At 70.8% G+C, this 20,487-nt stretch carries 23 protein-coding genes; 4 read left to right on the forward strand and 19 right to left on the reverse strand.

Annotation, left to right across the window (positions count from 1 at the left end):
- Positions 1–35: 35 nt before the first annotated feature.
- The 4 genes from VG296_RS28015 to VG296_RS28030 all read left to right on the forward strand — a co-directional run bounded on the left by VG296_RS28015 (position 36) and on the right by VG296_RS28030 (position 3,560).
- Complete coding sequence (locus VG296_RS28015; RefSeq protein WP_325570929.1) at positions 36–707, forward strand: pyridoxamine 5'-phosphate oxidase family protein; 672 nt, start codon at positions 36–38, stop codon at positions 705–707.
- 2 nt (positions 708–709) lie between these two features.
- On the forward strand, positions 710–2,080 hold the full coding sequence (locus VG296_RS28020; protein ID WP_325570931.1) for an FAD-binding oxidoreductase: 1,371 nt from the start codon (positions 710–712) through the stop codon (positions 2,078–2,080).
- A gap of 95 nt (positions 2,081–2,175) precedes the next feature.
- On the forward strand, positions 2,176–2,940 hold the full coding sequence (locus tag VG296_RS28025) for an ATP-binding cassette domain-containing protein (RefSeq protein WP_325570933.1): 765 nt from the start codon (positions 2,176–2,178) through the stop codon (positions 2,938–2,940).
- The gene (locus VG296_RS28030) at positions 2,937–3,560 is read left to right on the forward strand and encodes a hypothetical protein (RefSeq protein ID WP_325570935.1); all 624 of its coding nucleotides are present in this window, start codon (positions 2,937–2,939) and stop codon (positions 3,558–3,560) included. Before VG296_RS28025 ends, VG296_RS28030 begins: the two co-directional genes overlap by 4 nt.
- On the opposite strand, the gene VG296_RS28035 is transcribed toward VG296_RS28030, so the two are convergent.
- The 19 genes from VG296_RS28035 to trmD form a co-directional block, all read right to left on the reverse strand.
- Positions 3,505–4,203 carry an HAD family hydrolase gene (locus tag VG296_RS28035; protein WP_325571023.1) on the reverse strand — a complete coding sequence of 233 codons (699 nt, stop codon included), beginning with the start codon at positions 4,201–4,203 and terminating at the stop codon, positions 3,505–3,507. The genes VG296_RS28030 and VG296_RS28035 overlap by 56 nt on opposite strands.
- 11 nt (positions 4,204–4,214) lie before the next feature.
- On the reverse strand, positions 4,215–5,324 hold the full coding sequence (gene rlmN / locus VG296_RS28040; protein WP_325570937.1) for a 23S rRNA (adenine(2503)-C(2))-methyltransferase RlmN: 1,110 nt from the start codon (positions 5,322–5,324) through the stop codon (positions 4,215–4,217).
- A gap of 38 nt (positions 5,325–5,362) precedes the next feature.
- On the reverse strand, positions 5,363–6,190 hold the full coding sequence (locus VG296_RS28045; protein WP_325570939.1) for a phosphatidate cytidylyltransferase: 828 nt from the start codon (positions 6,188–6,190) through the stop codon (positions 5,363–5,365).
- A gap of 178 nt (positions 6,191–6,368) precedes the next feature.
- Positions 6,369–6,926 (reverse strand): ribosome recycling factor, encoded by a 558-nt coding sequence (frr, locus tag VG296_RS28050; protein WP_325570941.1) that lies wholly within the window; start codon positions 6,924–6,926, stop codon positions 6,369–6,371.
- Positions 6,927–6,989: 63 nt separating this feature from the next.
- Entirely contained in the window at positions 6,990–7,742 is a 753-nt protein-coding gene (gene pyrH / locus VG296_RS28055) for a UMP kinase (RefSeq protein ID WP_325570943.1), read from the reverse strand.
- A 101-nt stretch (positions 7,743–7,843) separates the two neighbouring features.
- The gene (gene tsf / locus VG296_RS28060) at positions 7,844–8,683 is read right to left on the reverse strand and encodes a translation elongation factor Ts (protein WP_325570945.1); all 840 of its coding nucleotides are present in this window, start codon (positions 8,681–8,683) and stop codon (positions 7,844–7,846) included.
- 44 nt (positions 8,684–8,727) lie between these two features.
- Positions 8,728–9,705, reverse strand: coding sequence for a 30S ribosomal protein S2 (gene rpsB, locus VG296_RS28065; RefSeq protein WP_325570947.1), 978 nt, complete (start codon positions 9,703–9,705; stop codon positions 8,728–8,730).
- 269 nt (positions 9,706–9,974) lie between these two features.
- The gene (locus VG296_RS28070) at positions 9,975–10,532 is read right to left on the reverse strand and encodes a M23 family metallopeptidase (RefSeq protein ID WP_325570949.1); all 558 of its coding nucleotides are present in this window, start codon (positions 10,530–10,532) and stop codon (positions 9,975–9,977) included.
- A 424-nt stretch (positions 10,533–10,956) separates the two neighbouring features.
- A complete protein-coding gene (locus tag VG296_RS28075; protein ID WP_249160012.1) occupies positions 10,957–11,508 on the reverse strand; it encodes a TetR/AcrR family transcriptional regulator in 552 nt (183 codons plus the stop codon).
- A gap of 126 nt (positions 11,509–11,634) precedes the next feature.
- The gene (gene whiG / locus VG296_RS28080) at positions 11,635–12,399 is read right to left on the reverse strand and encodes an RNA polymerase sigma factor WhiG (protein WP_349259722.1); all 765 of its coding nucleotides are present in this window, start codon (positions 12,397–12,399) and stop codon (positions 11,635–11,637) included.
- Between the two features lie 275 nt (positions 12,400–12,674).
- A complete protein-coding gene (dprA, locus tag VG296_RS28085) occupies positions 12,675–13,838 on the reverse strand; it encodes a DNA-processing protein DprA (protein WP_325570955.1) in 1,164 nt (387 codons plus the stop codon).
- A complete protein-coding gene (locus VG296_RS28090) occupies positions 13,835–15,403 on the reverse strand; it encodes a YifB family Mg chelatase-like AAA ATPase (RefSeq protein WP_325570957.1) in 1,569 nt (522 codons plus the stop codon). The genes dprA and VG296_RS28090 overlap by 4 nt, the downstream gene beginning before the upstream one ends.
- On the reverse strand, positions 15,403–15,798 hold the full coding sequence (locus VG296_RS28095) for a YraN family protein (protein WP_325570959.1): 396 nt from the start codon (positions 15,796–15,798) through the stop codon (positions 15,403–15,405). Before VG296_RS28095 ends, VG296_RS28090 begins: the two co-directional genes overlap by 1 nt.
- Before the next feature lie 131 nt (positions 15,799–15,929).
- On the reverse strand, positions 15,930–16,238 hold the full coding sequence (locus VG296_RS28100) for a DUF2469 domain-containing protein (protein WP_212516052.1): 309 nt from the start codon (positions 16,236–16,238) through the stop codon (positions 15,930–15,932).
- Positions 16,239–16,994 carry a ribonuclease HII gene (locus VG296_RS28105; RefSeq protein WP_325570963.1) on the reverse strand — a complete coding sequence of 252 codons (756 nt, stop codon included), beginning with the start codon at positions 16,992–16,994 and terminating at the stop codon, positions 16,239–16,241.
- A gap of 78 nt (positions 16,995–17,072) precedes the next feature.
- On the reverse strand, positions 17,073–18,116 hold the full coding sequence (lepB, locus tag VG296_RS28110) for a signal peptidase I (RefSeq protein ID WP_325570965.1): 1,044 nt from the start codon (positions 18,114–18,116) through the stop codon (positions 17,073–17,075).
- Positions 18,117–18,126: 10 nt separating this feature from the next.
- Positions 18,127–18,996, reverse strand: a complete 870-nt coding sequence (lepB, locus tag VG296_RS28115) for a signal peptidase I (protein WP_325570967.1) — start codon at positions 18,994–18,996, stop codon at positions 18,127–18,129.
- Between the two features lie 216 nt (positions 18,997–19,212).
- The gene (gene rplS, locus VG296_RS28120) at positions 19,213–19,566 is read right to left on the reverse strand and encodes a 50S ribosomal protein L19 (RefSeq protein ID WP_325570969.1); all 354 of its coding nucleotides are present in this window, start codon (positions 19,564–19,566) and stop codon (positions 19,213–19,215) included.
- Between the two features lie 131 nt (positions 19,567–19,697).
- Positions 19,698–20,486, reverse strand: coding sequence for a tRNA (guanosine(37)-N1)-methyltransferase TrmD (trmD, locus tag VG296_RS28125; RefSeq protein ID WP_325570971.1), 789 nt, complete (start codon positions 20,484–20,486; stop codon positions 19,698–19,700).
- Position 20,487 lies beyond the last annotated feature (1 nt).

A 20,487-nucleotide genomic window follows, 5' to 3' on the forward strand; every position in this document is an offset into this window, starting at 1 on the left:
CAGCCACTGCTCGCGAACCCGGGTTCCGGCCGCGCATGAGCATGGAAGCAATGCTCGCGAACCCGGGTTCCACCGAGCGGACCCGGGTCCGCCGTATCCCCGAGCTCGCCGTCACCGACCGTTCGACGCTCCATCAGGTCCTCGACGCCGGGCTGCTCGGCCACCTCGCGCTGGCCGACGAGACCGGTCAGCCGTACGCGCTCCCGGTGGCGTACGCGCGCGACGGCGAGTCGCTGGTCATGCACGGCTCGGCCGCCAGCCGCCTGTTCCGGCTCTGCGCCGCGGGCACGCCGGTCTGCTTCACGGTGACGCTGCTCGACGGTCTGGTGCTGGCGCGCTCGGCCTTCGAATCCTCCATGAACTATCGCAGCGTCATGGTGCTCGGGCACTGCACCGTGCTGCACGGCAAGTCCAAGGAGCTCGGCCTGCGGCTGATCACCGAGCATCTGATGCCGGAGCGCTGGGACGAGATCCGCAAGCCCTCCGCGCAGGAGCTGAGGGCCACGGCAGTGCTCGAACTGCCCCTCGACGAGTGCTCGGTGAAGATCAACGCGGACGGCCCGGACGACGACGCGGAAGACGTCGCGCTGCCGGTGTGGGCCGGCCGCGTGCCGCTGGTCCGGCAGTGCGGCGACCCGGTACCCGCCACGGATCTGAAGCCCGAGTACGCCCGGATACCCGACTACATCCACCGCTGGAAGGCGTAGCCGTGACCGGACCGAGTTTCTGGCACGATGCCCTGCCGCACCCCGTCACTCCGCGACCGGCGCTTCCGGGCGACCGAGACGCCGACATCGTCATCGTCGGCGCCGGATACACCGGCCTGTGGACGGCGTACTACCTGAAGAAGGCCGACCCCGGGCTGCGCGTCATCGTGCTCGAATCCGAGTACGCGGGGTTCGGCGCGTCCGGTCGCAACGGCGGGTGGTGCTCGGCGCTGTTCCCGTCCAGCCTGGGCAAAGTGGCCAAAGTCGCCGGTTCTCGCGACGCCGCGATCGCCTTGCAGCGCACGCTCAACGAGACCGTGGACGAGGTCGGCGCCGTCGCCGAGGCCGAGGGCATCGACTGCCATTACGCCAAGGGCGGCACGATCGTCCTGGCGCGCACGCCGGTCCAACTCGAGCGGGCGCGTGCGGAGATCGCCGAGTTCCGGGAGTACGGCTTCGGCGAGGAGGATCTTCGCCTGCTGACGGCCGAGGAAGCCAAGGCCGAACTCGCCGCATCGGACGTGCTCGGCGCCACGTACACCCCGCACTGTGCGGCGATCCAACCCGCACTGCTGGTCAGGGGCCTGGCCGACGTGGTCGAGCGGATGGGTGTGCAGATCTACGAGCGGACGCCGGTCACCTCGATCTGGAACGGCGAGGCGCGCACCCCGCACGGAAAAGTCAGCGCGGAGACCGTCGTACGCGCGACCGAGGGCTACACGAAGACGATCTCGGGCTTCAAGCGCACGCTCGCACCGGTCTACTCGCTGATGCTGGCGACCGAGCCGCTGTCCGACGAGCAGTGGGCCGAGATCGGCCTGAACAGGCGTCAGACGTTCTCCGACGGCCGGCATCTGATCATCTACGGCCAGCGCACGGCGGATGGCCGCTTCGCCTTCGGCGGCCGTGGGGCGCCGTACCACTTCGGCTCCTCGATCAAGCCGGGCTACGACAGTCACCCGCGCGTGCACGCCGAGCTCAAGCGGGTGCTCGACGAGCTGTTCCCGACGCTGCGCGACGTACGTGTGAGCCACACGTGGGGCGGCGCGCTCGGCGTGCCGCGCGACTGGTTCGCCTCCGTGGGCTTCGACCGCGCGGCCAAGCTGGCGTGGGCGGGCGGCTATGTGGGTGACGGCGTGGGCGCGGCCAACCTGGCCGGGCGTACGCTCGCCGACCTGGTCCGCGGCCGGCGCACCGAACTGACGACGCTGCCCTGGGTCGGCCACCATTCGCCGAACTGGGAGTTCGAACCCTTCCGCTGGTTCGGCGCGAATCTGGGCCTGCGGGTGATGGACGGCGCGGACTCCGAGGAGGCGCGCACCGGCCGCCCCTCGCGCCGCGCGGCCCTCTTCGGCAGATTCCTGGGAAGCTGAAGCCCCGCCACTCGCCAGGCGAGAAGATCGTCAGATCGGATGAATTCGGCCCGAATCGGCGAGAAGCGGGCGTCTGATTCGGGCACAGTGGGAGGGTGAGTCTTCCCTCGGACAATCCCGTCCTCAACGCCGTAGGCCTGACTTTCCCGGCCGACGGCTCGGTGCTGCGCGGAACCCATCTGGCCGTCGGGGAACGCGAGGCGGTGGCCGTCCTCGGCGAGGCCGGCTCGGGCAAGTCGGCGCTGCTCGCGCTGCTCTGCGGCATGCTGGAGCCGACCGCCGGCAGCCTGTGGGCGAACGGCCGGCCGCTGCACGTGCTCCCGGCCGAACGGCGGCAGGCCTTCTTCCGGCGGCAGTTCGGCGTGCTCCCGCAGGCCTGCCGGCTGCTGCCGGAACTCACCGTCGCCGAGAACGTCGCGCTGCCGCTGCGGCTGGCCGGGATGAGCTCCGCGCGGGCCATAGCGCGGTCCCTGATCTGGCTGGAGCGCTTCGAGATAGAGGATCACGCCTCGAGCCGGGCCGCCGGGCTGACCAGGCCGGTGCTGCGCCGCGCCGCATTGGCCCGCGCGCTGGTCGGCGACCCCGTGGTGCTGTTGGCCGACGAGCCGCTGGCCGACCTGGCCGTGCAGACCGCCGAGTCCACCGCGCGGATCCTGCGCTCCATCGCCGTCTCGCATGGCACCGCGATCGTCGTCTTCACCCGCGACCCGATGACGGCCGCGTACTTCAACCGCACCGTCAAGCTCGCCGACGGCCGCACCGACACGATGCCCGCGACCCCGCCGCCGGTCGCCGTGCCGCTGCTGGCGTCGACCGGCGAGGCCGCGAGCTTCGGCCTGCCGCTGGGACCGGTCCGGTGAGCGCGGCGAACGCGCGGCCCGAGGAGGCGCCGGAGAACTCGCGGCTGCCCGTGCTGCTGTGGCTGGCCTGGCGTTTCCTGCCACCGCTGGACCGCCAGGATCGGCGGATGCTCACCTGGGTCGCCGGGTCCTGCGGGTACCTCGCGATGCCGTTGGCCGTGGGTTTGGCAGCGGACCACGTGCCCGGCCTGACGCTGCTCAGCCTGCTGTTCTTGTCGGCGCCCGCACTGCCGGTGTGGTGGATGAGCGCGATTGCGCTCGGCTCGCGCCGCCGCGAAACGGCCCTGGCACTGCGTCAGGCGCGGATCAACACGCGCAGCGCGACGGCGACCTCGATCAGCCAGCAGCTGGCGTATCCCACAGCAGGGGCGATCGTCGGCACGGCGCTGATCACCGCGGTGCACGGCCCGGTGGCCCGCGCGCTGCCCCAGCAGGCGCCGCTCGCGATCGCCATCAAGAACTCGTCCGGGAACTGGCTGTTCGCCGCGGTGCTGTCGGTGCTGCTGCTGGTCGCGTTCACGGCCGTGCTCAGCAGCGAACGTTCTGCCGACTGCTACGCGGGACTCAGGCGGATGGCCGCAAAGCTCGGCCGTCGCGAAGCAGCTCCACAGCCTCAGTGAGCGAATCCACCACCGGCAGCCCGAGACCGGCGGCCTCCAGGTTGCTCCGACTGGACGAGCCGCCGGTGTAGAGCACGGCCGTCGCACCGACCTCCAGCGCGGCCATGGCGTCGTCCACGCAGTCGCCGACCAGCGCCACCCGCGCGGGAACCAACCCCGGGTAGGCGGTCTGAAGCTGGGTCAGGTGCGCGGCCAGGTACTTGGTCTTCGGCCCGTAGTCCAGCTCGGGAGGACGGCCGTCGATCCGGGCCAGCCGCGCGGCGAGCCCGAACGAGTCGACGAGCGGGATCAGCTTGTCGTGGTCGTACATGGACAGCAGCGACTGGGAGTACGGCGCCCACGAGTCGAGCGCGAAGAGGGCGTCGGCTGTCAGGCCGCACGCGTGCATCCCGGTGGAGTACGTCTTGCTGAAGGCGTCCTCGACACGCTCCCACTCCTCGGCCGTGAACTCCCGTCCGACCATGGCGACGTAGAAGTCCTGCAGCGGGCGACGGTAGAGGTCCTGATAGCAGTCGGCGCCGAGCGACGGGAAGCCGACGGCGTTCAACGAGGCGTTGGTCGAGCGCGTGACCAGCGGCTGATCGTCGAACAGAGTGCCGTTCCAGTCCCAGACGATGTGCCGGATACCGCCGTTCAACCCCATGCCCACCCCGGTCAGTCCTCGTGCGCGGCGAGCTGGCCGCAGGCGCCGTCGATCTCCCGGCCCCGGGTGTCGCGGACCGTCACCGGCACGCCGTGCGCCTGGAGCGTGCGCACGAACGCGGCCTCGTCCTCCGGCCGGGAGGCGGTCCACTTGGAGCCCGGCGTCGGGTTCAGCGGGATCAGGTTGACGTGCACGAGCTTGCCCTTGAGCCGCTTGCCGAGCAGGTCGGCACGCCAGGCCTGGTCGTTGATGTCCTTGATCAGCGCGTACTCGATCGACACGCGCCGACCGGTCTGTCCCGCGTAGTCCCAGGCCGCGCCGAGCACCTCGCCGACGTTCCAGCGGGTGTTCACCGGCACGAGTTCGTCGCGCAGCTCGTCGTCCGGGGCGTGCAGCGAGACGGCCAGCGTGACGTTCAGGTTCTCGGCCGTCAGCCGCTCGATCGCCGGGACCAGGCCGACCGTGGAGACGGTGATGTGGCGCTGCGAGATGCCGAGGCCCTCCGGCGCCGGCTCGATCAGCCGGTGCACGGCGCTGATCACGGCCCTGTAGTTCGCCAGCGGCTCGCCCATGCCCATGAACACGACGTTGGACACCCGGCCGGGCCCGCCGGGCACCTCGCCGCGGGCCAGCGTACGGGCGCCGGCGACCACCTGCTCGACGATCTCGGCCGTCGACATGTTGCGGGTCAGCCCGGCCTGGCCGGTGGCGCAGAACGGGCAGTTCATCCCGCAGCCGGCCTGCGAGGAGACGCACATCGTGGTGCGGTCCGGATAGCGCATGAGCACTGACTCGACGAGCGCGCCGTCGTGCAGCTTCCAGAGCGTCTTGCGGGTCGTGCCCTGATCGGCCGTCAGCTCGCGGACCGGGGTCATCAGCGTGGGCAGCATCGCCTGCCGCAGCTGCTCGCGCTGGGTCAACGGGATGTCCGTCCAGCCCTGCGGGTCGTCCTCGAGCCGGTCGAAGTAGTGCTTGGACAGCTGGGCGGCGCGGAACCCGGGCAGCCCGACATCGGTCAGCACCTGCTTGCGCTCGGCGAGGGTCAGGTCGGCGAGGTGACGCGGGGGCTTGCCCCGACGCGGGGCCTCGAAGACCAACACCCCCGGCTTTTGTGCGCTCATCCCGTTATTGTCCCATCACCCGCGGGGTGGCTACGACCTCAGTTCTTGAGGAAGACGGAGAGCAGCAGGTAGACGACGGGAGCGGTGGGCAGCAGCGAGTCGAGCCGGTCCATGATGCCGCCGTGGCCGGGCAGCAGGTGACCCATGTCCTTGATGCCGAGGTCCCGCTTGATCATCGACTCGCACAGATCGCCGAGCGTCGCGCTGGCCACGACCGCGGCCCCGGTCACCGCGCCCTGCCAGAACTGGCCGTGCAGCATCAGGTGCATCCCGATCGCGCCCGCCGCGCCCGCCGCGACCAGCGAGCCGATCAGGCCCTCCCAGGACTTCTTCGGCGAGATCTTCGGCGCCAGCGGGTGCCGGCCGATCAGCACGCCGGCCGCGTAGCCGCCGGTGTCGTTGCAGGCCACCAGGAGCAGGAAGAGCAGCACCCGCAGGTCGCCGCGGTTCTCGGCGGTCAGCAGCGCGGCGAAGCCCGCGAGAAAGGGGACGTAGACGACCGCGAGGATCCCGGCCGTCGCGTCCCGCAGGTAGCCCTCGGCGCCGTCGGCCAGCCGCCAGACGAGGATCGCCACCGCGGTCAGCGCCAGCACCGAGGCCAGCGCGCCCTCACCGGAGAAGTAGGCGGCGGCGAGTATGCCGAGCCCGCCCACGCAGGCCGGCACCAGCGGGAGCACGATGCCGCGCTCCTTGAGGGCGTTGCTCAGCTCGCGGAGCGCGAACATGACGGCCACCGCGACCACGCCGATGAACGCGGCCTTCTGGACCAGCAGCGAGGCGACGATCACCGCCGCGAGACCCAGGCCGACGCCGATGGCCGCGGGCAGGTTGCGACCGGCCTTGCCCGTGGCCTTGGGCTCCGCCACGGGCTGCTCCCTCCGCTTCACGGCATTCGTCATCAGCCCGCCCACTTTCTCTATTCACTCTCTTGGGCACAATCCTCGCCCAGGATCATCGCCGCAGGAAGGCTACACCGCCTCCGCGCTCACGGCTCGAGCAGCCCGCGGACCCGAAACCCGCCGACAGCCACCCCCGCCGCACCGATCACACCTCGAGCAGTTCGGCTTCCTTGTGCTTGAGCAGGTCGTCGACCTTGGCCGTGTGCTTGGCGGTCAGGTCGTCGAGTTCCTTCTCGGCGCGGCGCCCGTCGTCCTCGCCGACCTCGCCGTCCTTGACCAGCTTGTCGATGGCCTCCTTGGCGTGCCGCCGGATGTTGCGCACCGACACCTTGGCGTCCTCGCCCTTGGACTTGGCGAGCTTGATGTAGTCCCGGCGGCGCTCCTCGGTCAGCTGCGGGAAGAGCACCCGGATCAGGTTGCCGTCGTTCGACGGGTTCACGCCGAGGTCGGAGTCGCGGATCGCCTTCTCCACCGCGGCCAGCGAGGTCTTGTCGTAGACGGCGATCGTGGCCATCCGCGGCTCCGGCGCCTGGATCGTGGCCATCTGCGGGACCGGCGTCATCGTGCCGTAGTAGTCCACCATGATCTTGTTGAACATCGCCGGGGTGGCCCGGCCGGTGCGGATGCCGGCGAAGTCCTCCTTGGCCACGGACACAGCCTTGTCCATCTTCTCCTCGGCCTCGAGGAGGGTCTCGTCGATCATCACGGCTCCCTACATCCGGTTCTGCTTGATTTGGGCTAAGACTAAGGTGCTGCAGGGCTCACGCTACTGCGCGTCGACGTCGTCGACACGGCACACCAGGGTACCGATCTTCTCGCCGGCGACGGCGCGGCCGATGTTGCCCTCGGTCTCCAATTCGAAGGCCAGCAGCGGCAGCTTGTTGTCGCCGCACAGCGAGATGGCCGCGGCGTCGATCACCTTCAGGCCGCGCACCAGGAACTCGCGCGGGTCGATCACGTCGAAGCGGTGCGCGTTCGGGTTCGACTTCGGGTCCGAGTCGTAGATGCCGTCCACGCCCTGCTTGGCCATCAGCACCACCTCGGCGCCGATCTCCAGCGCGCGCTGGGCGGCCGTGGTGTCCGTGGTGAAGAAGGGCATTCCTACGCCCGCGCCGAAGATCACCACGCGCCCCTTCTCCAGGTGCCGGATGGCCTTGCGGGGGATATAGGGCTCGGCCACCTGGGCCATGCTGATCGCGGTCTGCACTCGCGTCTCCACGCCCTGCTTCTCCAGGAAGTCCTGCAGGGCCAGGCAGTTCATCACGGTGCCGAGCATGCCCATGTAGTCGCCGCGGGCTTGTTCCATGCCGCGGTTCTTGAGCTCGGCACCGCGGAAGAAGTTGCCGCCGCCGACCACCACCGCGATCTGCGTCCCGGTGGCGCGCTGGGCGTCGGCGATCTGCCGGGCGATCGACTGCACCACGTCAGGATCGACGCCGACCTTGCCGCCGCCGAACACCTCCCCGGACAGCTTCAGCAGGACGCGCTTGTACGGGGATTTGTCGAGTTCTTCCGGCACGCTCGGCCTCCTGGCTCGGTTTTTCGGCTTCTCGCACGGAAGGGCGGCTCCGTGTGGGTGCAGATCGCCACCTCACACGGAACCGCCCCTCGTGGCTCGGATCAGACCCCGACGCGGAAGCGGGCGAAGGCCCGCAGTGTCACGCCGGCCTCCTCGAGGACCTTGGCGACCGTCTTCTTCGGGTCCTTGGCGAACGCCTGCTCGAGCACGACGTTGTCCTTGAAGAAGCCGTTGACCCGGCCCTCGACGATCTTCGGCAGCGCGGCCTCCGGCTTGCCCTCCTCGCGGGAGGTCTCCTCGGCCAGCCGCCGCTCGTTCGCCACGATGTCGGCCGGAACCTCGTCGCGGGACAGGTAGGTCGGCGCGAACGCGGCGATGTGCTGGGCCACGTCCTTCGCCGCCACCGCGTTCGCCTTGTCCAGCTGAACCAGCACGCCGACCTGGGCCGGCAGGTCCGGCGAGGTCTTGTGCAGGTACACGCCGACGTAGCCGCCCTCAAGGGTGGCGGTGCGACGCAGTTCGATCTTCTCGCCGAGCGTCGCGTTCGCCTCGTCCACGAACTCCTGGACGGTCTTGCCGCTGGTCGGGAACGTCGTCGCGAGCAGCGACGGGACCTCGGCCGGGCCGGTGGCCACAACGTGCGCGAGCAGCTCGGCGGCCACCTGCTGGAACCGGTCGCCCTTGGCGACGAAGTCCGTCTCGCAGGCCAGCTCGAGCAGGGTGCCCTTGCTGCCGTCCTCGCTGATCTGCGCGGTGACCAGGCCGTTGCTGGCCGTGCGGCCCTCGCGCTTGGTCACGCCCTTGAGGCCCTTGACCCGGAGGTACTCGGCGGCCTTGTCGAAGTCGCCGTCGGACTCGTCGAGAGCCTTCTTGACGTCGAGCATGCCGGCCGCGGTCTGCTCGCGCAGCCGCTTGATGTCGGCGGCGGTGTAGTTCGCCATTTTCTGTGTGATCCCCTGTCTCTACCTTGTCGCGGTAAGGAAGGTCAGGCCTGCTCGGCCGTGGTCTCGGTCGCGGGGGCCTCGGCCTCGGCGTCGGCGACGACGTCGGCAACCGGAGCGTCCTCGGCGATGGCCTCGGCCACAGCCTCGGAGACGGGCTCCACTACGGCCTCGGCGGCGACGGCCTCGACGGCGGCGGGCTCGGCCGCAGCGGGCTCGGCGGCGGGCTGCTCGGCCTTGGCGGAGTCGCCGACCAGCAGGTCCTTCTCCCACTCGGCGAGCGGCTCGCCGGCGCCGGCCTCGGCGCCCTCGGTCGCGGCGGCCTGCTGGCCGGAACGGGCGACCAGGCCCTCGGCCACGGCGTCGGCCACGACGCGGGTGAGCAGCGCGACGGAGCGGATCGCGTCGTCGTTGCCCGGGATCTTGTAGTCGACCTCGTCCGGGTCGCAGTTGGTGTCCAGGATCGCGATCACCGGGATGCGCAGCTTGCGCGCCTCGCCGACGGCGATGTGCTCCTTCTTGGTGTCGATGATCCACACCGCGGAGGGGACCTTCTGCATGTCCCGGATGCCGCCGAGGGTCTTGTCCAGCTTCTCCTTCTCGCGGCGCAGGACCAGCAGTTCCTTCTTGGTCATGCCGGAGGCGGCGACGTCGTCGAAGTCGATGAGCTCGAGCTCCTTGAGCCGCTGCAGCCGCTTGTAGACGGTGGAGAAGTTGGTGAGCATGCCGCCCAGCCAGCGCTGGTTGACGTAGGGCATGCCGACCCGCTTGGCCTGCTCGGCGACGGCCTCCTGGGCCTGCTTCTTGGTGCCGACGAACAGGACGGTGCCGCCGTGCGCGACCGTGGCCTTGATGAACTCGTAGGCGCGGTCGATGTAGGACAGCGACTGCTGCAGGTCGATGATGTACGTGCCGTTGCGCTCCGTCAGGATGAAGCGCTTCATCTTCGGGTTCCAGCGACGGGTCTGGTGTCCGAAGTGGACGCCGCTCTCCAGGAGCTGGCGCATGGTGACGACGGCCATTGCCGTGTCCTCCTCGTAGTTCGTTTCCGGTTTGTCCGCGAGGTCTCGGGCCCGCGGGGGGCTCGGGACCTTCGCCCTGGTGCCCGGGCGGAGGCCGCGCCGCGCCGTACCCGCACAGGGGCGGGTCGGGGCGGAACCGTGCGGCCGCCGGTCAGGTCCGCCCGGGGGCGGACTCGGCCATGGACACGCGAATTCGGTCCGCGCGCGCTCCGGTCGTGAGAGCCGGGGCGCGGAGGACCTGGGTTCTGGTTTTGTACTGCGGGGACATTCTAACGGCTTCGGGGACCGGCCATGACCGGTTCGAGGCGGACCTGCCCGCAGCCGAGGAGCAGCAGCGGGTCGTAGTAGCCGGTGGCGTGGCCGTGGCCGGTGAGCAGCCCCCAGTGCAGACAGGGGCCGGCCGGGCAGTGCCCGGCGTCGAGCGTCCCGACCTGCTCTCCGAGCGCGACCGTGGCGCCGACCGGAAGCGTCGCCTCGACGGGCTCGTAGCTGGTTCGGAGTACGCCGTGCCCGATCACCACCACCCCGCGGTCGACGAGCTTGCCCGCGTAGAGCACGACGCCCGGCCCGGCCGCGCGCACCGGCTCCCCGACATGGCCCGCGAGGTCGACGCCGCGATGCCCGGCGTCCCAGCGGTGCGGCGGCGGCTCGAAGGGACGCAGGATCGTCGGGCCCGCACGCACCCACGGCCCGCCGAGCGGCCAGGACCAGGCGGTGTCGTTCTTCGTCGGCCGGCAGGGCGGATCCGCGACTGCCGCCGCGCCGCTCGCGTACACCGCCGAGAACGCCGAGGCCAGCACCGTCACCAGAGTGATCAGAAGACGCATATCTCCACGGTGCACAGCTGGCCGTTTCTATGCGCCGAAATCGTCCTCAGCTGGTGCGGATATGCCCACTCAGACGCCCAGGACAAGCGGCAGCGAGCTCCACGCACCGCGAAGAGGACACAGCTGGTGGGATATGGCCACTCAGACGCCCAGGACAGCCGAAGGCGGGCTCCACGCACCCCGAACAGGATCAGCGTCAGCGCCGCCTCGATGGTGCGGCAGCGAGCTCCGCGCACCCCGAAGACGACACAGCCGGTGCGGATATGGCCGTTCAGACGCTCAGCACAGCCGAAGGAGAGTTCCACGCACCCGAAGAGGACACAGCCGGTGCGGATATGGCCGCTCGGACGCTCAGGACAGGCGGCGGCGGGCTCCACGCACCCCGGAGAGGACACAGTTGGTGCGAATATGGCCGTTCAGACGCTCAGGACAGGCGGCGGCGGGCTCCACGCACCCCGAACAGGATCAGCGTCAGCGTCGCCTCGATGGTCGCATTCGGGTCGGCCCCCGCGTCGATCCGCTTGGCCGCGCCGTCGATCGCGCCCTGCAGCGCGGCCGCGGTGGCCCGGGCGTCGGAGTGGCCGAGCCGGCGCAGCGCGCCGACGACCAGGTCGACCAGGAGGCTGTGCGCGCTCCTTATCCGGTCCCTGGCCGAGCCGTCGAGCTCCAGCGCCGAGAGTGCCAACAGGTTGCGATGGCCGGGCTGGGAGACCAGCTCCAGCTGCCGGCGCACGTACGCGGCGATCTGCCGCTCCGGGGTGGGCTGCGCGAGCATCACACCCCTGATGTCGTTCACCGCCGCCGGGAAGTCCTCGACGGCCAGCGCCTCGACCACGTCGCCCTTGGTCTTGAAGTACTCGTAGACCGAGGAACGCGCGAGGCCGGCCCGCTCCGCCATGGCGGAGAAGGTCACCGCCGAGATCCCGCCCTGAGCGAGCAGGTCCCTGGCCGCATCCAACAGGGCCGCGCGCTGCATACTCCGATGCTCGGCGACGGTCGCTGCTTTGATCCTCGGCACACGCTCAGCGTAGACGACGCCCGGCCCGCGTGGGACCGCATCAGCGAAGTTCGACACGCGACGCTCGCGCCGCGCCCGGCCGCGTCACCGAAGTTCGGCCAGCCGGGTGCGCAGCGTGAGCACGGCCTTCGCGTGGATCTGGCACACCCGGCTCTCGGTGACCCCGAGCACGCCGCCGATCTCGCCGAGCGTCATGCCCTCGAAGTAATAGAGGGTCACCACGGTCTTCTCCCGGTCGGGCAGGGTGTTGACGGCCCGGGCCAGCAGATGGCGCGTCTCGCGGTTCTCCGCGACCTCCACCGGGTTCTCCGCGGAGACGTCCTCGAGGGTCTCCATCAGGCTCAGCCGCCCGCCGTCCCCGGTGGACAGGGTGAGCACCTCGTCCAGCGCGATGACGTTGACGAGCGAGAGCCGGGAGAAGATCTGGTGCAGCTCGCCGAGGCCGATGTGCAACTCGGCCGCGATCTGCCGCTCCGAGGGCGTGCGGCCCAGCTTGTGTTCGAGGCGGACCACGGCCTGCTCGATCTCGCGGGCCTTCTGCCGCAGCGAGCGCGGGATCCAGTCGAGCGCGCGCAGCTCGTCGATGATGGCCCCGCGGATGCGGTTGATCGCGTAGGTCTCGAACTTGATCGCCCGCTCCGGGTCGTAGCGCTCGATGGCGTCGATCAGACCGAAGATGCCGTAGGAGACGAAGTCGGCGTGCTCCATGGACCCGACAAGCCCGACGGAGACGCGTCCGGCCACGTACTTGACCAGGGGCGAGTAGTGCAGGATCAGCTGCTCGCGCAGCCGCGGATCGCCGGTGGCCTTGAACTTGGCCCACAGCTCGGCCATCGCCGCCGCGCCCATGACCGCGTCAGGCGCCCCGCCGCCGAAAGCGGTCGTGGACGCACGGCCTGGTTCGGCCTGCACCACGGCGCTCCCGCGCTGCTGGCTGTTCCTGGACATGTCGAGCCCTGATCTACTCAACCTTTACGCGAGCGGCCACGGGTGGTTCCGGAAAGGTATACCGACTGGCCATGAGCGTATCGCACACGGTTCGGCACGCCCGGTAACCAAGGCCGTCTTCCACACGATCCGGTGATCTGATCCCGCTACCGCGTCAGCGGAGGGCGAAAGGTCCGTCACCGCCGCAGCGCCCACCCTCCCCCGGTCCTGACGGCCTTTCCGACCGCCGCCAGCTGCCCGAGCAGGGCGAGGACCTCGCCCGGAGCCAGCCCGGTCGCCGCCGCGAGGGCCAGCACCTCGGCGGCGCGCCCCGAGCTCGCCGTGGGCAGGGCCTCGCGCACCAGCACGGCGCGCGGATCCAACTTCGGCTCGGCTGACGGGGTGTCGGATCTCTCCGGACGAGGCGCCGGCGGAGCCGACACCTCGATGCCGAGCTCGGCGAGCACCTGGCGTCCGTCCACGGCCGGGGTGGCGCCGTCGCACAGCAGCCGGTTCGTGCCGCCGGACTGGAGGGAGGTCACCGGCCCGGGCACAGCGAGCACGGCCCGGCCGAGCTCCGCGGCGTGGCGCGCGGTCACCAGGGACCCGCTGCGGACCGCCGCCTCGACGACCACCGTCGCCATTCCCAGCGCCGCGATCAGCCGATTGCGCGCCAGAAATCGAAATCTGGTCGGCCGCATACCCGGCGGCAACTCGGCGAGGATGGCCCCGCGCAGGCCGATCGTCTGGATCAGCGCGTGATGGGACGCCGGATAGGTGCGGTCGATCCCGCAGGCCAGCACGGCGACGGTCGCGCCGCCGACGTGCAGCGCACCGCGATGTGACGCCCCATCGATCCCGAGCGCCGCGCCGGAGACGATCACGGTGTTCGCCCGCGCGAGGTCGGCGGCCAGCTGCCCGGCGGCCTGCGAGCCGTAGCCGGTGCAACTGCGTGCCCCGACGATCGAGACGGCCGGCGCGCGCGGGTCGAAGTAGCCGATGATCCAGATGCCGAACGGCGCGCGACTGCCCAGGTCGTCGAGCGATGCGGGCCAGTCCGCGTCTCCGGGGATCAGGAAGCGCGCATCGACGGCGGCCCCGGCTGCGAGATCGGCCTCCGGATCGGCCTGAGCGAGCCTCAGCTGTATCCCGGCGCGGCGCTTGTCGAGCCGTTCCGCGAGGCCGGGCGGCCAGCCCGGTGGCGACGAACCGCCCTCCAGAATCAGGCGCAAGAGGTCTGCGGGCACGGTCCATTCGCGGAGGCCGGTGAAGAGGTTGTCCTCCGGCTCGATCAGGCGGCTCAGCAGCAGCCGGACCGTGCGCTCGTCGGAGTAGTCGATTCGGGAGGCGGAAAGAATCATGCGAATGCTCCGGCGTTGAAGGTCGTGGACAGTCGGAAGCTGAGCGCGGTGTCGATCTCGGTCCGGCTCGGGCGATCGCGTGCCGCGAGGTCGGCGAGGGTCCAGGCCACGCGCAGCACGCGATCGAGGCCGCGCGCGGTGAGCACGCCGCATTCGAGCGCCTGCTCCGCGCCTTCGAGCGAGTCCGAGCTCAGCGGCCAGTGCGAGCGCAGGAATCTGGCAGGGACCTGCGCGTTCAGCCGCCACGGGGTGTCCTTGAGCCGCCGCCCCGCACGCTCTCGCGCCTGCCGGACACGCTGGGCGACCTGCGCCGTGCTCTCGCTCGCCACACCGCCCGCGGCAGCCGAGAGCAGCTCCGCCGGACCGACCGGACGGACGTCGACGCGCAGGTCGATGCGGTCCAGCAGCGGGCCGGATATTCGCCCGAGGTAAGAGCTACGGCTGCGTGGGCTGCAGGTACACGCTCCGTGCGCCGACATGGCCAGGCCGCAGGGGCACGGATTCGCGGCGGCGACGAGCAGGAAGTCGGCGGGGAACGTGGCGATACCCGAACTTCGCGCGATCACCACTTCCCTCGACTCGATCGGCTCGCGCAGCGAGTCCAGGGCGACGCGGCCGAACTCCGGGGCCTCGTCGAGGAAGAGCACCCCGCGGTGAGCGCGTGAGACGGCACCCGGCCGGAGCACGCTTGAGCCGCCGCCGACCAGGGCGGGAACGGTGGCCGAGTGGTGGACGGCGCAGAAGGGTGGCTCAGTGACCAGGGGCTTCGCCGGCTGGAGGGTGCCCGCGAGCGAGTGGACCGCGGTCACCTCCAGGGCCGCGCGCTCATCGAGGGGCGGGAGCAGCCCGGGAAGACGCTCGGCGAGCATCGTCTTGCCGGAGCCCGGCGCGCCGCACAGGAACAGGTGATGGCCGCCGGTCGCGCTGACCTCCAGGGCGAGGCGGGCCTCGTACTGACCGAGGACGTCGGCCATGTCGGGTGCGTCGGGATTCGATACCGGCGACGCGACGGGGCGAGGGGCCGGCGGTGGCGGCTCGTCGGGGATGGGTTCGCCGTTCGCGTAGGCGACGGCCTGGCGCAGGGTCCGGACGCCGATGCACTCGATGCCGGTCACCTGCTCCGCTTCGACCACGTTCTGCTCGGCGACGCAGACCGACGAATACCCGGCCCGGGCCGCCGCGAGGACGGAGGGCAGTACACCGCGGACGGGACGCACCGAGCCGTCGAGGCCCAGTTCGGCGATGAAGACCGTCTCGCTCATGCCCGCCGGACGCACCTTGCCGTCGGCACGCAGCACGGCGATGGCGATCGCCATGTCGAAGCTGCTGCCCTGCTTGCGGATCGTGGCAGGGGCGAGCGAGACGGTGAGCGAGGCCTGCGGCCAGCTGATCGAGCTGTTGATCACCGCCGCGCGCACGCGGTCGCGGGACTCGGACAGGCCGGTGTCCGGCAGGCCGATCAGGCTGAAGCGCGAGAGACCGGCCGCGACCACGGCCTCCACCTGCACCAGGACGCCCGCGAGGCCGAGCAGCGCGACCGCCGACGCACGACCGTAGCCGGCCATCAGACCACCGCCCGCAGGTGCTCGACCGAAAGCAGCGGATGCGGCTCACAGGGACCGAGGCGCACGGCGACGACGTCGATGCGGATTGCCGGCGTGCCGCGCGGGCGGCGGCTCGGCGGCTGGGCGCGCAGCCAGAGCACGGCCAGCCGGCGCAGGCGGGCCGCCTTCTCGGCGGTGACCGCCTCGGCCGGGTGCGCGAGCGCGGCGCCGGTGCGCGTCTTGACCTCGCAGACGACCAGCGCCCGCCGGTCCCGCAGCACGAGGTCGATCTCACCCCGCTGCTCGGGCGCCGGGCTGCGCCAGTTGTGGTCGAGTACGCGATAGCCGCGCTCCTCGAGAAACCGCCGGGCCGCCTGCTCGCCCAGGCGGCCGATCCTGGCATTGCGCCTGTCCATAGTGCCCTCCCCATGATCCGTGGAATCCGCTGAATTCCAGGGTGGGGCAGAGCAGGGGCACTATGTCCGGTATCTCAGTGAAAGGTTAGAAATGGGGAGGGCGTGAAGGTGCCCTCGTGCCCGTTTCAGGCTCAGTCGGTGGGCACCTCGAGGTCGGGCTTGGCCAGCTCCTCGACGTTGACGTCCTTGAAGGTGACGACCTTGACGTTCTTCACGAAGCGCGCCGGCCGGTACATGTCCCACACCCAGGCGTCGGCCATGGTCACCTCGAAGTAGACCTCGCCGTCGCTGGTCTTCGGCTCGAGCTCGACCTGGTTGGTGAGATAGAACCGCCGCTCGGTCTCCACCACGTACCGGAACAGGCCGACCACGTCGCGGTACTCCCGGTAGAGCTGCAGCTCCATCTCGGTCTCGTACTTCTCGAGGTCTTCCGCGCTCATCTACGCGCTCCCCACTTGGGTGTCGGTCAGGTCGAGCAGGTCGCCCTGGGACGGCGGGACGGACGTGTCCGCGCCGGTGTCCGGCCCGGGCCCGTCGGCTCCATTGTCACCCGGCGCGCGTCCGGGGACGTTCGCGTAGCTCAGCCGGTGCTCCGGGCAGGGACCGAGCCGGTTCAGCGCCGCCTGGTGCACGGCCGTGGCGTAGCCCTTGTGCATGGCGAAGCCGTAGTCCGGCCAGCTCAGGTGCAGCTCGGCCATCATCCGGTCCCTGGTCACCTTCGCCAGGATCGAGGCCGCCGCGATGCAGGCCACCAGGCGGTCGCCCTTGACCACGGCCTGGCCGGGCACGGGCAGCGCGGGCACCATGAAGCCGTCGATCAGCGCCAGCCTGGGCCGCACGCCCGCCAGCGCCGCCACGGCCTCGCGCAGCGCCCGGTAGTTGGCCTCCTGGACCCCGATGCGGTCCACCTCGGTCGCCGGGACCACGGCCACGGCCCAGGCGGTCGCCCGCGCGGTCACCTCGTCGTACAGCCGGTCGCGCTGACGCTCCGTCAGCAGCTTGGAGTCGTCGAGGCCGTCCAGGCGCAGCCCGGGCGGCAGCACGGCGGCCCCGGCCACCAGCGGGCCGGCGCACGCGCCGCGCCCGGCCTCGTCCGCGCCCGCCACCGGGAACACGCCGGCCGCCTCGAGCTCGAGGCCGTACGCGTACAGGTCGCGCCCGTCACCGACACGGGGCGGGCGCGGACCTTCGAACAACGGACTCGGCTCCTCGGCCGCGGGGCCGGGCCGAGCCCGTCGGGCTGATTGCTTCGGGACTACCGACACCACCTCAGGTTAACCGGTGGTGGCCCGCTTCGCCGCCAGCAGCCTCCTTCGCTTGCGGCGCTTCAACGCGAGCGGCATCGTGCCGACCAGCGCGGCGCCCGGAATCGCTCCAGGCAGGCCCAGCGCGGAAAGCCCCACCTGCTTGAACGTGCCCGGAATCGGCAGCGTCTTCCAGTGGCTGATCGGCCAGACGACGATGTCCGCGCGGCCCACCACGTTGCCCACCGGCACCATGCCGCCGAACTCCTGGTCCTGGTGGTACCGGGAGTCCAGGGAGACGCTGCGGTGGTCGCCCATGACCCACAGGTAGCCCTGCGGCACGGTCACGTCGAAGGGCTTGAGGTAGCCGGAGTTCGGCTCGTCCCCGGGATACAGGTAGTTCTCGTTCAGCGCCACGCCGTTCACCGTGATCTGGCCCTGCCCGTTGCAGCACACCACGTGGTCGCCGCCGACGCCGATGACCCGCTTGATCAGGTCGCCGTCGTCCGCGGGCAGCAGGCCCACCCAGGTCAGCGTGCTCTTGAGCCAGTTGCTGCTGGTCGCGGTGCCCTCGGTCTCCAGCCAGTTGCCCGGGTCCTGGAACACGACGACCTCGCCGCGGGTCGGCGTGCCGCCGAGCCACTGCTCCGCGCGGTTGACCAACACCCGGTCGCCCGGCTGCAGGGTGTTCTGCATCGAGCCGGACGGGATGTAGAAGGCCTGCACCAGGAAGGTCTTGATCAGGAACGCCAGGACCAGCGCGAAGACCACCAGGAAGGGCAGTTCGACGAGGAACGGGCGCGGCTTCCTCGGGAACAGGAAGCGCCAGACGACGGCGAACGGGAACAGCACCCAGCCGAGCGCGGACCCCGGCCTGGCGACTCCGGCGAGCCGCCCGCCGGCCTCCTCGGGCTCCTGCTCCGGCTTGCCGCCCACCGCCTGTCCCGACGGCTCCGGGCCCGCGCCCGCGGACTCGCTCGGCGTCGCCGCCGCCGGGACGAAGGCCCCGGCATGCGGCTGCTCGTCCGGATCGACGGCCTCAGGCAGGCCTGTCTCCGGTCTCTCGACGGTCATCGTGCGCCCCTCATCCAGTTCCTCGGCTAGCCTTCCGGTCCTGCCTACCACACGTACGCCGGCGTCTTCGGCGCACCTGTCCCGCCACCCGCCCGCCGACCAGCCGCAGCGGGAAGGCGCCGAGCAGCGCGGTCGCCGGGAGCGCCCCGGTCGGCAGACTGGAGAGCGCGGTCAGGCCCTCCTGCTGAAAGGTAGCCGGAACTCCCAGTCCTCCGGCGCGACTTGGCGGCCAAATCAACACGAACGCGTGACCCACCACGTCGCTGATCGGGACCATTCCACCGTATTTGTCCGTCATGTGGAACCGGGAGTCGGCGGAATCGCCTCGATTGTCTCCCATGACCCAGATGAAGCCGGCCTTCACATGCACGTCGAAGGTGATGGTGGACGGCGCGGCGCCGGGGAAGATGTAGGAGCTCTCATTCAGTGCGACGCCGTCGACGGTGATCCTGCCCTGCTTGTCACAGCACTTGACCTCGTCTCCGGGGACGCCGATCGCCCGCTTGATCAGGTCGTGCTCGTCGTCCGAGGGCAGCAGGCCGACGAAGGTGAACACGTCCTTGACGTAGCGCACCGCCACGTTCGAGGTGTCCGGGGTGACGGTGTCCGGGAGCCAGCCGCCGGGGTCGTTGAACACGACGACCTGGCCGCGCTGCGGCTGCGCGCCGAACCACGGCGAGAACTTGTTCACCAGCACCCGGTCGCCGGGCATGATCGTGTTCTGCATCGACTGGGAGGGGATGAAGAACGCCTGCACCACGAAGGTCTTGATACCCAGGGCCAGCACGAGGGCTATCGCCAGCAGCAGCGGCACCTCGCGCCAGAGCTTGATCGGCTTGAGCCGTCGGCGGCGGCCTCCCTTGGGGGCGGGTGCGGGCATCTGCCTGCGCCGCTGCCCTCTCGCCGCCACCCGGTCCTCCAGTCACCCGGTCCGCCGATGGGCGACCGTCCGCACGCTGATCCGTCGCGGCAGACTACTACGTCCCCTGATCGCCGCGCTGCACACCAGGGGCTCGGAATCCGGAGACGCCACCGCCCCCGGACCTTGAACGCTCCAAGGTACCGGGGGCGGCTGAAGACGGCCGTCGGCTGGGAACTACCTGTTCCAGTCGACCTTCTCCTTGATCTTCGCCTTCTTGCCGCGCAGGTCGCGCAGGTAGTACAGCTTGGCGCGACGCACGTCACCGCGGGTGATGACCTCGAGCTTCTCGAAGATCGGCGAGTGCACCGGGAAGGTGCGCTCGACGCCGACGCCGAAGCTGATCTTGCGGACGGTGAAGGTCTCGCGCACGCCGTCGCCCTGGCGGCGGATGACGACGCCCTTGAACTGCTGGACACGGGAGCGGTTGCCCTCGATGACCTTTACGTGGACGTTCACGGTGTCGCCGGGGCGGAACGCCGGGAGGTCCGAGCGCAGCGACTTGGCGTCGAGCTCAGCGAGCTTGTTCATGGTTTTCTCCTCGCACGTGCCACAGGTCACGCACGGCTCAATTCTTCGGGGTGACGAGGCTGCCGCACTCCGGACGCGCCCGCTCCCCCTGTGGCAGGGGCAGGCACACGGCTGGGCGGCACGCCGAAAAGTCAGTCTCGCACGGCGGGCGGCGAATCCGGAAATCCGAGGTCGGCGAGCGCGGCCCGGTCCTTCTTGTCCAGGGTCCGCGGGTCGAGCTCCGCGAGCAGGTCCGGGCGGTTGGCCGCCGTGCGGGCGAAGGCCTGGTCCCGCCGCCAGCGCGCGATGGCGCCGTGGTTGCCGGAGACCAGGACCGGCGGGACGGCCCGGCCGCGCCACTCGGCGGGCTTGGTGTAGACCGGGCCTTCGAGCAGCCCGCTCAGGGCGGCGGCGAACGAGTCGTCCCGCGCGGACTCCGCGTTGCCGAGGACTCCGGGCAGCAGCCGCGCGACGGCCTCGACGATCACCAGGACCGCGGCCTCTCCGCCGGCCAGCACGTAGTCGCCGATGGAGAGTTCCTCGACGGGCATGGTCTCGGCGGCCGCGTCGATCAGCCGGCGGTCGATGCCCTCGTAGCGCCCGCAGGCGAAGACGAGGTGTTCGCGTTCGGCGAGTTCGGCGGCCTTGGCCTGCGTGAACGGGCGTCCGCTGGGAGTCGGCACGACGAGCGTGGGCCGCCGCGGCGCGTCCTCGGGACCCGCGACGGCCTCCAGCGCCTGCGCCCAGGGCTCGGCCTTCATGACCATGCCGGGGCCGCCGCCGTACGGGGTGTCGTCGACGGTGCGGTGCACGTCGTAGGTCCACTGCCGCAGGTCGTGCGTGTTGATTTCCAGCAGGCCCTTGTCGGCGGCCTTGCCGAGCAGCGAGACCCGGAGCGGTTCGAGGTACTCCGGGAAGATGGTGATGACGTCGATGCGCATG

Source organism: Actinospica sp., from assembly GCF_035552695.1.
Taxonomy (GTDB): Bacteria; Actinomycetota; Actinomycetes; order Streptomycetales; family Catenulisporaceae; genus Actinospica.